The sequence below is a fragment of the Chryseobacterium sp. UYP7 genome (genome assembly GCF_056279225.1).
Genome location: NZ_JBWBQW010000001.1, coordinates 129910 through 143456, shown reverse-complemented (window position 1 = coordinate 143456; position 13547 = coordinate 129910). Strand labels below are relative to the sequence as shown.

Below are 13547 nucleotides of genomic sequence, written 5' to 3'. Positions count from 1 at the left end.
AATGGAAACTTTAATTTTAAATAACGGTTCAAAAAAAGACTTAGATCTTCTTTTGGAGATTGCAAAAAAATTGGGTTTGAACTTAACAGTTTCAAACGAAGAAGACCGATATGATCGCCTTCGCAAATTGGCTAAAAAATTAGATGATTCTGTCGTTCCAAACGAAATTTCTATGGATGAAATTGTAGAAGAAGTACGATTGGTAAGAGAAGAAAGGCAGGATTATGGAAAGGAAAATAATTCTTGATACCAATATTTGGATTTCTATATTTTTAAGAAAGAAAAATCTTGATTTCTTGGAATTTATTGTAAATAACGAAATAGTTTTAATTGCTGATAACAATTTGAGAAATGAATTAGTGAGTGTTATTTCGAGAAAGAAATTCAAATCTATTTTTTCTGCGCAAGATATTGTTGTCGCAATGGAGTTTTTTGATACTTTCTCAACTTTCATTAATACTCAAAAGGAGTTTTTCGGTAGTCCAGATATTAAGGATGATTTTCTTTTTGATTTAGCTTTTCAGTCAAAAACAGAAACTATTGTTTCAGGAGATAAAAAGTTGCTTAATTATATGGTTAAAAGAGTATCGGTAATTTCTTTAGCAGAATTTTGGGAAAACTTTAAAAATTAAACTATGTTTCAACTCGTTCTGGGACTTTTAATTTTAATATTTGGGATTTTTCTGAAAGTCACCAAAGAGCCGGGATTTGCAAAATCAAAAAGGTTTTCCTGGATGTTTATTGCAATCGGACTTTTATCCATCATCGCAGAATTGGTCATAATGTATCAAACTAGAATTATAGCATGATGGAAAATTTTAAGATTAAAAAAGGATTGTTTTTGGTGTTGATAATGCTATCGGTTTTGAGTTTTTCGCAGCAGAGAAATTTAAAGATCACTAATCTCGAGCCTCAGTCTGAAAATTTTATATTTCCTCTAATTTCGTATTCGCAGAAACCTTTAGTAGAAAAAAAGATCAATACTTTTTTGCAGGTGGATGAGTTGGAGTTTGTCCCAAATTCAGGCAAAAATCCTTATCAGTTAGCTTCTACTGCTACAAATTCTTATCAAAACTATCTCTATTTTTACAGCTGGAAAAAGTTAGAAACTCCACGAAATATTCTTTCTTTTGAAATGGAAGGTGAAGCGAGTGGCGCTTATCCGGAAGGTTTTACAAACTATAGAAACTTTGATTTACGAACAGGGAATTTTATTAATCTGGAAGATCTTTTTCAGCCTAATTCCTATTCGAAAATCGAAAAAATCATCAATGATAAAATAAGGAACAGAGTCAAAGATTACATCGTAGAACTGAAATCTACGCCAACACGTGATCAGGATGCGGAAGAACAGATTACGATGTACGAAGATTGTTTTACTGAAAATACTTTAGCCTACTTAAAATTTTATTTTCAAATGAACCAAATGACCGTTGTTGCGGGTCGGTGTTCCAATCATGCTTTGCGTGATTTAGACGATCTGGGAAGTCACGAAATTGTTTTTAAGTATAAGGAACTCGAGACGTATTTTAGTCCGTATGCGAAAAATTTATTGTCGGATTCTGATGTAGCGATTTCTCAGGGAAGCATTCAGAATAAATTATACAAAGGAAAAATTGACGGGAAATACACGATCATGCTTTTCATGAAACAAATTTACGATGACAGTTCCTTCTCCTGTGTTTATTGGTATGAAAAAAACAAGAAACTCATTGAGTGGCACGGAAACTTTAATAATAATCACATTTCTGCAACCGAGGATGATTATCATGATGAGAACTTAAGAGAATGGATTCCACGAGCAAAAATCGAAGCCGATCTGAAAGGAAGTAGGATCACTGGAACTTGGCAGGATTATAAGACAAAAAAGAATTTAAATTTAGAATTAGAGGAATTATGAAAAAAATTGCGCTGCTGGTACTGTTCTTTTTTAGTACTCATTTTTTATTTGCTCAGAATAAGAGCGTTGATATTAAAAAAGAACTAAGCAAAATTTATGGTGATTTTCAAAAGAAAGATTCAGAATTAAATAAAAAATATTTGAGTAAATACCAATCCCCATATAAAGCAGGAAATATCGATGAAAAAAAAGTCTCAGATTCTTTACACAAAATAGATTTTAAGAAATATTACGTGGAATTAAGTCCATATAAAATACAAAAAATTGAAAGTCTTGAGAAGCTTTTGGGATTACTGAATGAGGAAAATCCAATGATAGGAAAGATAACAGTATATTCCAAAGACAAACCAGAAGAGGTAGAAAAAATAGATGAAGCCAAGAAAAATCCCGAATATTCCCACTTGCAATTTATTGGGATCACAACCGATGAACAGTTAGATTTAATTGAGGATAAAGATAAAATTCAAACCATAAGAAAAGATTTTGTTGCGAATTTTGATAGTTATTATTTCAGTGATTCTGGCGCAAACGTATTGTCTGCAAAGATTTCTTTTGTTTTAGATGATGACGGTTACTTTAAAAAAATAAAACCTGTAGAAGGAAATAAAGAATTCGCCTATTTTTGTGCGATAAGTTTGTACATGATGCATAAGAAATACGAACCTACTACTTACAAAGGAAAACCTGTTCTCACCAGATATCAACTTCCTGTAAAAATGCAATTTGAATAAATTAAATAAAAAAAATTAAAATAAATGAAAAACACCACATTAATTATCGGAGCAGTTTATGGATTAATTTCCGTGATCTTAGGAGCTTTCGGCGCACATGCTTTAAAGAAAGTCATTTCTGTTGAAAAGTTGGCAAGTTTCGAAACTGGAGTTCGCTATCAAATGTACTCCGCCCTGTTTTTATTAGTAGTTGGCTACATTTTAAAATTTGAAACGCCTGCAGAAAAATGGATCTCTATTTTAATGATCGCCGGAACATTTATTTTTTCGGTGAGTATTTATCTCTTGGCATTTAGTGAAGTTGCTGCAATTCCGTCGAAACTTATCGGACCGGTAACCCCGCTTGGTGGTTTATTGATGATCATTTCCTGGGCGATGTTGATTTTCTATTTTGTAAAAAATAAAGTTTAAAGATCTTTTAAAAATTATATTTAAATGTTTTTTCTATTCGGTTTCAACAAAAAGCCAAAAGGCAAACAACAACGCAAGATTGTGAAAAATGGCGTTGAGGTGAACGCGATCATTACGGTTTACAAGAGGTATTTTGAACTTTTCTTAATCCCCATAATTCCACTTGGAAAAAGTTACAGTATTTATATACCTCATTTTGATGAATATTATGAACAGGGATTTTTTGGAAAAATGCCCGTCGAATATTTAGAGATTTGTGAACAGGTTGGAAGACTTTACTAATGCTGACCAAACCAAGAATCGCATTATTCATCGGGATTTTATGCATCTCGATTTTCCCTGTAATTGTCAGGATGAATTTAACGTCGGGTTTAACCTCTGCATTTTACAGAATGGCGATCGCAACAGCGGTCATTTTACCTGTTGCGATCTATAAAAACAAACTTAAACTGGAGAATTACAAACTCCTTCTTTCAATAGCGGTTTGCGGAATTTTATTTGCTTCCGACATTGCCGTTTGGAATATTTCCATTCAAAATTCCTCCGCGACACAGGCAACTTTATTAACCAATCTTTCCCCGATTTGGGTGGGCATTTTTTCTTTTATTTTTTTGAGTTACCGGCCGCGCAAAAGTTTTTGGCTCGGAACATCGATTGCTTTAATTGGAATGATCGTTTTTGTGGGCATTGACACGATTTTAGACTTAAAACTTAATGCTGCATTTTTCCTCGGAATTCTTTCGGGGTTACTGTACGCGGTTTATATTTTGGTCAGTAAAAATGTGTTAGCGAAATTGGAAGTCATCACTTTCATTACCTACAGCATGCTGTTTTCCACTATTTTTCTCTTCGTTATCAACTTAATTTTCGGTGAAGCATTTTTTGGCTTTTCAAATGAAGCCTGGATCTCGCTTTTAATACAGGGAATTGTTTGCCAGTTGATCGCCTGGTTACTCATCAGTTATTCCATTCAAAATATGCGGGCAACAAGAGTTTCACTTAGCTTATTAAGTCAGGCGATTTTTGCAACGATTTTAGCTGCGATATTTGTGAGTGAAAAAATAACTCCAGTTCAAATTGTCGGTAGTTTGATTATTCTGACCGGAATTGCTACAACTTTTTATGAGAAAAACGCAGTAGCCAAAATTTAATTTATATTGAAAGTAAATAATACTTCAAGTGGAGAATGGTTACGTTCATAATTCAGTAAATTAAAATTTTAGTAGGTCAATTAAAATATTTGAATATACTGCAGTCATTTCTTAATAAATAACCAATATAGCGTATAATTATGTCCAAAAAATTAGATAAAAAATAGGTTGATGCATTGTTTACTTTGCTTTAATTTATAAAATCAAAAGTTAGAACGCTATTATTGAAACGACTTGCTCAATTTTATTTCCTATTATAAAAACTAGAACTTGCTTTATTCATATTAAAAATCTATATTTGTTAAAAATAATATAATATGAATTATTCTAAAATCAAATCCGTTCTAGCGGTATTAGCAATTAGCAGTACGCTTTTAATTTCTTGTAATAAAACTGAAAAAAGTGAAGTAGTAACCGATGCACCTGTTGAAACTGTTACCAATGATGATGTTGCCAATGATGCTGCTAAGCAGGATACGATCAAAATTACATTGAATTCTAATGATAAGATGCAATATGATCTTTCAGAAATCGATGTTTATGCAGGGCAAACAGTTGTTCTAACTTTAAACCATACGGGAACTATGCCGATTGCTTCAATGGGACATAACTTCGTACTATTAAAACAAGGGACAGATCTTAACAAATTCGAAGAGAAAGCTGGTAAAGCTCAAAAAGATGGATATATTCCAACTGATAGAAGCGATATTATTGCGAATACCAAGCTAATTGGTGGTGGAGAAAGTGACACTGTAACATTCATGGCTCCTGAAAAAGGAACATATGATTACCTGTGTTCTTTCCCGGGACATTATTCCGTAATGAAAGGTAAATTTAACGTAAAATAATTTTTAGGGAATTATATTTTCTTAAACATTTAATAAAAGGATTGGTAAGTTTTTACTGATCCTTTTTATTTTTTCACCGCAATTTGTTCGCCCATTTTGATGGTCGTTTCTAAACCTTTTGAAGTGTTTGTCAGTAAATCTTGATCAATATTAATTCTGTCTTTTTCGAACAACAAAACTACGGTTGATCCTCCAAATTTGAAGTAACCTTTTTCTTCACCTTTGCTAACAGTCTTACCAGAGTAAGTTTGAATCATGCTTCCGACCATTGTTGCACCAACTTCTACCATAATCACATCGCCAAAAGCGGGACTTTTTATAATGCCATATTCTCTTTTATTCAGCCAGAAAATTTCGGCTTTTTTACGAAGTGCTAAAGGATTTACGGAATAATAATAACCATCAATTTTAGTATTTGAACTTGCTGTAGTTCCACTTACTGGGAAATGATACCGATGATAATCCGGTGGTGCAAGCCGAAAAACGATCATTGCTCCATCTTCATATTTCTTCGCTAAGTCGGGATTATTTAAAAAGGAGTCTACATTAAATCTGAAGCCTTTTATATAAAAATCAGAATTATTTACATTGGTGTACGCTAAAATTTTTCCATCTGCAGGAGAAGCTACTGCGAGGGAATCTGCAACAATTGGTCTTGCATTTGGTTTGAGTTTTCGAGTAAAAAAATCATTAAAACTGGAAAAATTCTGTTTTTGTGCGATCGTGATATCTACTTCGTAATTTTTGATGAATGGCTTAATCTTATCAGCTGACGATGGTTCGTCCATCATATCGCCGTAGATGGAACTTACTATTTTTCGTTTTGCAATGGTCCATAAAGTCGCTTCGCCAACGGGATTATGGTAGAGCCAATCTAACCATTTTTCCCCGTAAACATTTTCAATTTTTACCTGTCCGGTTGCTCTCTCCACATATCTGATAGGTGTCTGGGGCGGAACGGGAAAAATTGCGAGAAAGAAAATGACTGCTGCAATTAACCATATTGCGAGCCATTTTTTATTTGGTTTTTTAAATTTCATATTTATAAGTTGATGAACGACAAATTTAGTTAATCATTGAAACACTTTGGTCAATATTTGCAATTTAAAACAAAATTTGAGAATGGCACAAATGCTCAGGTTTAGTCGACTATCATAATGATTCAACAATTTGTTTTCGTCCGCACACATTTCACAGATTTACACGGATGAACTCTTGACACTTTTGAGAAAAGAACTTATTAAATGATCTGTGTAAATCTGTGCGCGAAAAAAATAACACCTATGAAAACTTGCTGAAAATTACAAATCTTCTAGTGATAAACCAATCGCGCCCCGACTTGAGTGGAGCTCTTTTTTATTGGTGGCTGAGCGGAGTCGAAGCCACCAATAAAAAAAGCGGGAACGGAGGGCGGAAAGGCGCCCTAAAAAAAATTAAAAAATAAGCCTTTCGACAACGTCAAATGTGCGCCCAAATAATTTAAACACGAATCCCAGTATCTAAGCAAATTTTCTTAAATTTGTAAATCTTTAAAAAAAATAAATATCTAACAAAAATAATATGAATCTTCACGAGTACCAATCGAAAGAAATTTTGGCAAAATACGGCGTAAACATCCAACGAGGTTTTATCGCAAATAATGTTGACGAAGCTGAAGCTGCAGCGAAAAAGTTGACAGAAATGAACGGAAACGAAGGCTGGGTTGTTAAAGCACAAGTTCATGCAGGTGGACGTGGAAAAGGCGGCGGCGTAAAGTTTTCTCCAACCATGGAAAAACTGAAGGAAAATGCCAAAAACATTATCGGAATGCAGTTGGTGACTCCACAAACTTCGGCAGAAGGGAAAAAAGTGAACTTCGTATTAATTGCGGAAGACGTTTATCAACCGGGCGAAACGGAAACGAAAGAATTTTATGTTTCTATTCTTTTAGACAGAGCACAGGGAAAAAATATGATTGTTTATTCTACAGAAGGTGGAATGGATATTGAGCACGTTGCAGAAGTAACGCCGCACTTAATTCATAACGAAGTTGTTGATCCGGGTGTTGGTTTGCAAGGTTTCCAAGCAAGAAAAATCGCTTTCAACTTAGGTTTAGAAGGTGCTGCTCATAAAGATTTCGTAAAGTTCATTGCTTCTTTATACAACGCTTATGTTGGAATTGATGCTTCACTTTTCGAAATTAATCCAGTTTTAAAAACTTCTGACAATAGAATTATCGCGGTTGATGCTAAAGTTTCTTTAGATGACAACGCGTTATTCCGTCACAAAGATTTGGCTGAATTAAGAGATACAAGAGAAGAAGATGCAACTGATGTTGAAGCGGGTGAAGCTGGTTTGAACTTCGTGAAGTTGGATGGTGACGTTGCCTGTATGGTAAACGGAGCCGGTCTTGCGATGGCGACAATGGATATCATTAAATTATCTGGTGGTAATCCTGCAAACTTCTTAGACGTTGGTGGTACTGCTGATGCAGAAAGAGTTCAGAAAGCTTTCGGAATTATCCTGAAAGATCCAAACGTAAAAGCAATTTTGATCAATATCTTCGGTGGAATTGTACGTTGCGACCGTGTTGCACAGGGGATCGTAGATGCTTACAAAGCAATGGGAAGCCTTCCTGTTCCTTTGATCGTTCGTCTTCAAGGTACCAATGCAGTTGAAGCGAAAAAGTTGATCGATGATTCTGGTCTGCCGGTTCATTCGGTGATCACTTTGGAAGAAGCTGCTAATAAAGTAAAAGAAGTTTTAGGTCACTAAGATTTTCAAAATATAAAAGAGAAACCGTTTCATTAATTTGAGACGGTTTTTTTTTATTTCTTTTTAGGAGCTATTTCCGGCTTGGAATTTACCCTGACCTGTCGAAGGACTTTATCTTTTTCTCCTCGTACCTCGTCAAAAAAGGATGCCGTTTCAATCCGGGCTAGTTACGATTTCCGCTCCCAACGCTTTTTAATTCTTATAAGTAAATGATGCGGCAAAAATTGAAGACGCTGTTTTTTATGGATAACATTAGTTTAGCTCGATGCAAAAAGGAAATCATCAATAAAAAGTAAGATTCAGTGAAAATATAAATGGTTTTTAAATTCGTTAATATCTAAAAAACGACTATTTCGCAATATTTGTTGCGATAAATATATTAGGATCTTGCGCAATATTGCTATATTTACTACTTGCAAAAAAATCATGAAATTCCTTTTTTCATTGCTAATGATTTCACTTTTCGGTTGTGCTTCTCAAGTACCGAATTCAAACGAAGTCCCTGTTAAATTTGAGGACGCAAACCACTTTCCTTACGAACTTATTTCAGAGAAATTTAAGATAATAGATTCTCAGGTTCAGATGGATGGTGTATTTTCTATCATTCATTCTAAGTCCAAAGGCAACCGCTTAGCTCCCATTCCATTTGTTAATGACACGGAATCCTATTTGATCTTTAAACCGCTGTTGAAAAATTCGAACGATATCGAGATCAAAGAAATCTATTTAGAAAACGATATCCTTTATGTAATTATACAGCCACTCGATAATCCTCAAATAAAAAGTTCGGGTAGGATCACGCCGAACATACTGGTGAAATTGTTACAGAAAGTTTCTTCGAAAAAAGTGATCGTTAAATAATCTTAAACAACAAATCTAATGAAAACAAAAATTTTTACTCTTTCGTGTTTACTCATCGCAATGATGGGTTTCAGCCAAAATTACTGGCAGAAAACAAACAGTGCGGCTAAAGAAAATTTAGCTCAGAGATGGGTTCAGCCTAAAACGAGTTCGGTTTATCAAGTCAACTTAGATAAAATAAAAAGTGACCTTTCTCATGTTCCGCAAAGATTTTCACCGGATCACAGTCACTTAATTACCTTTCCCGGAACCGATGGGAAATTTAAGGAATATATAGTACAGGAAGCACCGGTTATGGCTGCAGAAATGCAGGCAAAGTATCCAGATCTTCGTTCTTATGTCGGTTGGCAAAAAGACCAGCCAAAAAATTCAATCCGTTTCAGCGTAACTCCAGAAGAGGGGATTAGCGCCATGTATTTTGATGGTTGGGATATTAGTTATCTGGATAAATATACCAATGATAATTCTCAGTATATCATTTATAAAAGAAGTGATTTGCCAATTAACGATCGCCTTTTCGAATGCAATGTCGAAGGTTTGAAAGGTCAGATGACAGATGATCTTACGGGGAAAGCTCCTCTAGTTTCAGATGGTCAGTTCCGAACTTACAGATTGGCATTATCTGCTACAGGAGAATATACTGCTTTTCACGGAGGTACGGTAGCCAGAGCTTTAGCTGCAATGGTCGTAACAATGACAAGAGTTAATGGGATTTATGAAAAAACCATCTCTGTCACCATGGTTATGATACCCAACAATGTATTGATCATTTATACAGATGCAGCGACAGATCCTTTCACAAACGGTAATCCCGGCTCAATGATCACCCAAAATCAAACGAACACGAATACGGTAATTGGAACTGCAAACTATGACATTGGACACGTTTTTGGTACTAACAGTGGTGGTTTAGCTGGCCTCGGAGTTGTTTGTACCACGGGAAAAGCCAGAGGAGTTACAGGTTCCGGAGCACCGGTTAACGATCCTTTCGATATTGATTATGTCGCTCACGAAATGGGACATCAGTTTGGGGGAAATCATACCTTTAGAGCAAGCACTGCTTCTTGCAGCGGAAATGCAAATAATTCTACTGCGTATGAAGTAGGTAGTGGAACTACCATTATGGCTTATGCCGGAATTTGTGGTGTAAACAATGTGCAGCCAAATAGCGACGCTTACTTCCATTCTGCCAGTGTAAATGAAATGTATTCGGTGATTAAAAGAGCAACCGACTGTTCTGTAAAAGTATCTAATAATAATGAGGTACCCACTGCAGACGCCGGATTGGATTATACAATACCAAAAGGGACTGCCTTTGTTTTAACAGGAGTGGGAACCGATCCGGATAATGATCCAGTTTCTTATTTATGGGAACAGTTAGATAATCAATCAAGTACACAGCCGCCCGTATCCACTGCGATAGCAGGTCCTGTTTACCGTTCATTATATTCAACACCTTCGCCTTACAGGTATTTTCCTGCGATGAGTTTTGTACTGGCAAATAATCTTGTGCCGAAATGGGAAGTAACTCCAGGTGTAGCGCGAACATTAAATTTCTCTCTTTTAGTTAACGATGATCGGGCAACCGGAAATCAGGCGGCCAGAGATCTAATGGTGGTAAAAGTTGATGATGCCGGACCATTTATCGTAACCTCTCAACCTTCCAATATTGAATTTGATGCGGCCGATACGATCACCGTTACCTGGGATGTCGCTGGAACTGACGTAGCACCGGTAAACACACAGAATGTAACGCTTCTTTTGTCCAGAGATAATGGCGCTAATTTCGATGTAGTTCTCGCGGCGGGTGTTCCAAACAATGGTTCAGCCAATGTAAATCTTCCAAATGAAGATATTGCTTCTGCAAGAATCATGGTGAAGGCGGACGATAATATTTATTATGCACTAAACGCTTCTTTCTTCTCTATTAAGAAAACTTTAGCCACCGTTGAAAACAGTCGTAAAAACATTGGTATTTATCCAAATCCTGCAAAATATGAAGTAAATGTGAAAATGAACGATGCAGAAAATGCTCAGTTCACTATCTATGATGTTTCAGGAAGAGTAGTGAGCTCAGGAAATGTTGCAAGCGACGGAAAAATTAACGTTGAGAAATTACTCAACGGCAATTACATTTTGAAACTGGTCATGAAAAATGGGGAACAACTCTCCGAAAAATTAATGATCAAAAAATAATTAAAAAGATTTTGAAATAGAAGAGGGTGCTAAACAATAGCATCCTCTTTCTTATTTTTCCTGAAGTTTATCCGACTACTAAAAAAATATTTTTCTTCTTTACAGCAATGGAAATAGTCTAATTTTTTTTGATAAATCCTGGTGAATAATTCCACCAATTTCAAAAAAAAGTTCAGCTTTACAATGAATCGAAATTATTTATTCGGACCTCATTCCGCTCCAGCTTTATTAACCATTTGAGCGGCGAGATCTACTTGTGTGGCTAATTGTACGCCTTCACTTTCGAGCTTACTTTTTAATCTCATCAAGGCATCTGTTTTTACTTTGTTGATGCTTGCACCACTTTTCATAAAAAATCTAATCTGCATATAAAAAACTCCGAAAGATTGTTTTTGGATAAAGACCTGTGCATCTTCGACATGATCAGCAAAATCAAAAGTTTTAATTTCAGCCAAAATCAGATCACTCACTTTCTGCAGATCCTGATTATTTGAAATTTGAATATCTAAAAATACTTTTCGCTGTCCGGACGCAGAATAATTAGTAAATGGCGCGCTGAAAACCAACTGATTCGGAACATGTACCTTTTTACCTTCGTCTGTAATAATTTTGGTAGTTAAAAAATCAATACTTTCTACCGTTCCGGAGATATCTTTTATTGTGATATAATCACCTACGGCAAAAGCTTTATCAACACTGATCAAAGCACCGGAAAACATCGATGACACTAAATCTTTCAAGGCAACTCCGGCAATTACTCCTGCAACTCCCAAACTTCCGATAAACTTCAAGACAAATCCGCCCATTCCCATGATCTCGAGAGAAATGAAAGCTCCGGAAAGGACAATAAGGAATTTAAAAACTTTAATTAAAGTTACCACAGACGTATTTTCGCTTTTCGGAAAAAACTTGTGGAAAATTTTTACAGCTATTTTACTTAAAAAACTGCTCAACGTTAGAAAGAGGAGGAAAACCAAAATCCCAACCGCAATGCTTGGTGTAGCCCTCGCAAAACCGCTGTACCATTTGTTCAGGACAGACATTATTGTTTCGTAATAATTCATAAATTAATTGTATCACTAAATTAAGTTCTCTTCATAGCAAAATGCTTTCCAAAAGTTTATTATACAAATCTGCAGGAAAAAAAGCGATGAACAGAATTTTTGTACTGCTGTTACAGTCAATTTTTTTGAAGGTAAAGCGGTCTTTAATATAAACAATTTTGTTAGAAATACTATATTTCATTCCGATCTCTGAAAAATTCAAAAACTAAAACGTTCAAAAACCAATCACTCTACGGTTCAATTACTTCGGGCCAAACGCAAAAAAACCTATCTTTGTCGGCCACAAGAAAAACGGCTTGTTGATTCCAGATTCGTTTGGGGTAGGAAAGTCCGGACACCTTAGAGCAGCAAAGCGGATAACATCCGTCGGTCGCGAGATCAGGACAAGTGCAACAGAAAGTATGTATATTAATTTATAGTGAAACCAGGTAAACTCTTTGCGGTGCAATGTTAAGTATATCGGATTTTTTCAGCAATGAAAATAGGAGTGGCTCGCTCCAAAAACCGAGGGGTAAACAGCTCAAGTTTTGCAGCAATGTAACGCGTAGATAAATAACAGGCATTCTGGTTTCGGCCAGTTTACAGAATCCGGCTTATAGTTTCTCTTGTGGGTTTTTAAAAAAAAATAAAAGAAGCAGAAATTTAAATTTCTGCTTCTTTTTTACTGATTTTATAAAGACTAATTTTTTTTTGGATCAGTCTTTACTCAAATTATTCATTCTCCAATTCTTTTTTCGCATCATCTAAACCTGCAGTTGCTTTTTCTGAGAGCGTCGGAAATTTCAAATTCATGTTTTCCATCGCATCAATAATGATCTGGATTGCTGCAACTCTTGCAAACCATTTGTGATCTGCGGGAATCACGAACCAGGGCGCACAATCTCTGGATGTTTCGTTAATTGCTTCTTCATAAGCCTTCATATACTGAGGCCACAATGCACGTTCGGATAAATCAGCGGCTGCAAATTTCCAGTTTTTTTCGGGTTCGTTAATTCGGTCCAAAAATCTTTTCTTCTGTTCTTTTTGAGAAACGTTAAGGAATATTTTAACTATCGTAGTTCCATTTTCCGACAGATGTTTTTCGAAATTCCGAATACTTTCATATCTGTTTTTCCAGAATTCTTTGTCAAAATCATCTACGGAATCCCAGACTTTCTCGCTTAAGTTATATTCCGGGTGAACTTTGCAGACTAAAACACTTTCGTAGTAGCTTCGGTTAAAAATCCCGATCTTACCTTTTGCGGGCAGTGCGATATAATGTCGCCACAAAAAATCGTGATCATATTCTTTGGTACTTGGAGCTTTAAAACTGTGCACTACGCAACCCTGGGGATTTACTCCACCAAAAACGTGTTCGATCAAAGAATCTTTTCCCGCCGCATCCATCGCCTGTAAGACGATTAATAAAGATTGGCTTCCGTCTGCATATAGTTTTTCCTGCAATTCGCGGAGTTTTTCCTGCTCTTTATCCAGCATTTTTTTGCCTTCACTTTTCTCCAGTTTACCGGAGTATTCGGTGTTGGCATCTTTCATAGAGAACTTTCCTTTTACAATATAATTGTCGCTAAAATCTAGATCCATTCTTTTAATTTTATATAAAAATAAAAAAATCACTTCAATTACGAAGTGAT

General features: G+C 35.6%; 15 protein-coding genes and 1 other RNA gene. 13 read left to right on the top strand and 3 right to left on the bottom strand.

The window, feature by feature from the left end:
• Position 1: 1 nt before the first annotated feature.
• From ACZ9HT_RS00695 to azu, 9 genes are all read left to right on the top strand, one after another.
• Positions 2-247 (top strand): hypothetical protein, encoded by a 246-nt coding sequence (locus ACZ9HT_RS00695; RefSeq protein ID WP_476038510.1) that lies wholly within the window; start codon positions 2-4, stop codon positions 245-247.
• Complete coding sequence (locus ACZ9HT_RS00690) at positions 225-632, top strand: putative toxin-antitoxin system toxin component, PIN family (protein ID WP_476038509.1); 408 nt, start codon at positions 225-227, stop codon at positions 630-632. Before ACZ9HT_RS00695 ends, ACZ9HT_RS00690 begins: the two co-directional genes overlap by 23 nt.
• 3 nt (positions 633-635) lie before the next feature.
• On the top strand, positions 636-809 hold the full coding sequence (locus tag ACZ9HT_RS00685; protein WP_476038508.1) for a hypothetical protein: 174 nt from the start codon (positions 636-638) through the stop codon (positions 807-809).
• Positions 806-1900, top strand: a complete 1095-nt coding sequence (locus ACZ9HT_RS00680) for a hypothetical protein (RefSeq protein WP_476038507.1) — start codon at positions 806-808, stop codon at positions 1898-1900. The genes ACZ9HT_RS00685 and ACZ9HT_RS00680 overlap by 4 nt, the downstream gene beginning before the upstream one ends.
• Positions 1897-2631, top strand: a complete 735-nt coding sequence (locus ACZ9HT_RS00675; protein WP_476038506.1) for a hypothetical protein — start codon at positions 1897-1899, stop codon at positions 2629-2631. The genes ACZ9HT_RS00680 and ACZ9HT_RS00675 overlap by 4 nt, the downstream gene beginning before the upstream one ends.
• A gap of 24 nt (positions 2632-2655) precedes the next feature.
• On the top strand, positions 2656-3042 hold the full coding sequence (locus ACZ9HT_RS00670; RefSeq protein ID WP_476038505.1) for a DUF423 domain-containing protein: 387 nt from the start codon (positions 2656-2658) through the stop codon (positions 3040-3042).
• 24 nt (positions 3043-3066) lie between these two features.
• Positions 3067-3324 carry a hypothetical protein gene (locus tag ACZ9HT_RS00665; RefSeq protein ID WP_476038504.1) on the top strand — a complete coding sequence of 86 codons (258 nt, stop codon included), beginning with the start codon at positions 3067-3069 and terminating at the stop codon, positions 3322-3324.
• Positions 3324-4193 (top strand): DMT family transporter, encoded by an 870-nt coding sequence (locus ACZ9HT_RS00660; protein ID WP_476038503.1) that lies wholly within the window; start codon positions 3324-3326, stop codon positions 4191-4193. Before ACZ9HT_RS00665 ends, ACZ9HT_RS00660 begins: the two co-directional genes overlap by 1 nt.
• A 317-nt stretch (positions 4194-4510) precedes the next feature.
• Entirely contained in the window at positions 4511-5041 is a 531-nt protein-coding gene (azu, locus tag ACZ9HT_RS00655) for an azurin (protein WP_476038502.1), read from the top strand.
• A gap of 65 nt (positions 5042-5106) precedes the next feature.
• On the opposite strand, the gene ACZ9HT_RS00650 is transcribed toward azu, so the two are convergent.
• A complete protein-coding gene (locus ACZ9HT_RS00650; protein WP_476038501.1) occupies positions 5107-6081 on the bottom strand; it encodes a phosphatidylserine decarboxylase in 975 nt (324 codons plus the stop codon).
• A 520-nt stretch (positions 6082-6601) separates the two neighbouring features.
• On the opposite strand from ACZ9HT_RS00650, the gene sucC reads away from it, so the two are divergent.
• The 3 genes from sucC (at position 6602) to ACZ9HT_RS00635 (ending at position 10852) form a co-directional block, all read left to right on the top strand.
• Positions 6602-7795, top strand: coding sequence for an ADP-forming succinate--CoA ligase subunit beta (sucC, locus tag ACZ9HT_RS00645; protein WP_476038500.1), 1194 nt, complete (start codon positions 6602-6604; stop codon positions 7793-7795).
• A gap of 426 nt (positions 7796-8221) precedes the next feature.
• Positions 8222-8656: a hypothetical protein gene (locus ACZ9HT_RS00640; RefSeq protein ID WP_476038499.1), complete on the top strand. Its 435-nt coding sequence runs from the start codon at positions 8222-8224 to the stop codon at positions 8654-8656.
• Positions 8657-8674: 18 nt separating this feature from the next.
• Entirely contained in the window at positions 8675-10852 is a 2178-nt protein-coding gene (locus tag ACZ9HT_RS00635) for a reprolysin-like metallopeptidase (RefSeq protein ID WP_476038498.1), read from the top strand.
• 209 nt (positions 10853-11061) lie between these two features.
• Here the strand turns inward: ACZ9HT_RS00635 and ACZ9HT_RS00630 are convergent, their stop codons facing one another.
• Positions 11062-11916 (bottom strand): mechanosensitive ion channel family protein, encoded by an 855-nt coding sequence (locus ACZ9HT_RS00630; RefSeq protein WP_476038497.1) that lies wholly within the window; start codon positions 11914-11916, stop codon positions 11062-11064.
• A 283-nt stretch (positions 11917-12199) separates the two neighbouring features.
• On the opposite strand from ACZ9HT_RS00630, the gene rnpB reads away from it, so the two are divergent.
• Positions 12200-12528, top strand: an RNA gene (gene rnpB, locus ACZ9HT_RS00625) — RNase P RNA component class A.
• Between the two features lie 99 nt (positions 12529-12627).
• On the opposite strand, the gene ACZ9HT_RS00620 is transcribed toward rnpB, so the two are convergent.
• A complete protein-coding gene (locus ACZ9HT_RS00620; protein ID WP_476038496.1) occupies positions 12628-13497 on the bottom strand; it encodes a polyphosphate kinase 2 family protein in 870 nt (289 codons plus the stop codon).
• Positions 13498-13547 lie beyond the last annotated feature (50 nt).

Excerpts from the sequence above, each read along its gene's own strand:
- sucC (WP_476038500.1), top strand. The coding sequence starts at position 6,602 with ATGAATCTTCACGAGTACCAATCGAAAGAAATTTTGGCAAAATACGGC.
- ACZ9HT_RS00695 (WP_476038510.1), top strand. The coding sequence starts at position 2 with ATGGAAACTTTAATTTTAAATAACGGTTCAAAAAAAGACTTAGATCTT.
- ACZ9HT_RS00640 (WP_476038499.1), top strand. The coding sequence starts at position 8,222 with ATGAAATTCCTTTTTTCATTGCTAATGATTTCACTTTTCGGTTGTGCT.
- azu (WP_476038502.1), top strand. The coding sequence starts at position 4,511 with ATGAATTATTCTAAAATCAAATCCGTTCTAGCGGTATTAGCAATTAGC.
- ACZ9HT_RS00675 (WP_476038506.1), top strand. The coding sequence starts at position 1,897 with ATGAAAAAAATTGCGCTGCTGGTACTGTTCTTTTTTAGTACTCATTTT.
- ACZ9HT_RS00630 (WP_476038497.1), bottom strand. The coding sequence starts at position 11,916 with ATGAATTATTACGAAACAATAATGTCTGTCCTGAACAAATGGTACAGC.
- ACZ9HT_RS00665 (WP_476038504.1), top strand. The coding sequence starts at position 3,067 with ATGTTTTTTCTATTCGGTTTCAACAAAAAGCCAAAAGGCAAACAACAA.
- ACZ9HT_RS00635 (WP_476038498.1), top strand. The coding sequence starts at position 8,675 with ATGAAAACAAAAATTTTTACTCTTTCGTGTTTACTCATCGCAATGATG.
- ACZ9HT_RS00620 (WP_476038496.1), bottom strand. The coding sequence starts at position 13,497 with ATGGATCTAGATTTTAGCGACAATTATATTGTAAAAGGAAAGTTCTCT.
- ACZ9HT_RS00670 (WP_476038505.1), top strand. The coding sequence starts at position 2,656 with ATGAAAAACACCACATTAATTATCGGAGCAGTTTATGGATTAATTTCC.
- ACZ9HT_RS00650 (WP_476038501.1), bottom strand. The coding sequence starts at position 6,081 with ATGAAATTTAAAAAACCAAATAAAAAATGGCTCGCAATATGGTTAATT.
- ACZ9HT_RS00690 (WP_476038509.1), top strand. The coding sequence starts at position 225 with ATGGAAAGGAAAATAATTCTTGATACCAATATTTGGATTTCTATATTT.
- ACZ9HT_RS00685 (WP_476038508.1), top strand. The coding sequence starts at position 636 with ATGTTTCAACTCGTTCTGGGACTTTTAATTTTAATATTTGGGATTTTT.
- ACZ9HT_RS00660 (WP_476038503.1), top strand. The coding sequence starts at position 3,324 with ATGCTGACCAAACCAAGAATCGCATTATTCATCGGGATTTTATGCATC.
- ACZ9HT_RS00680 (WP_476038507.1), top strand. The coding sequence starts at position 806 with ATGATGGAAAATTTTAAGATTAAAAAAGGATTGTTTTTGGTGTTGATA.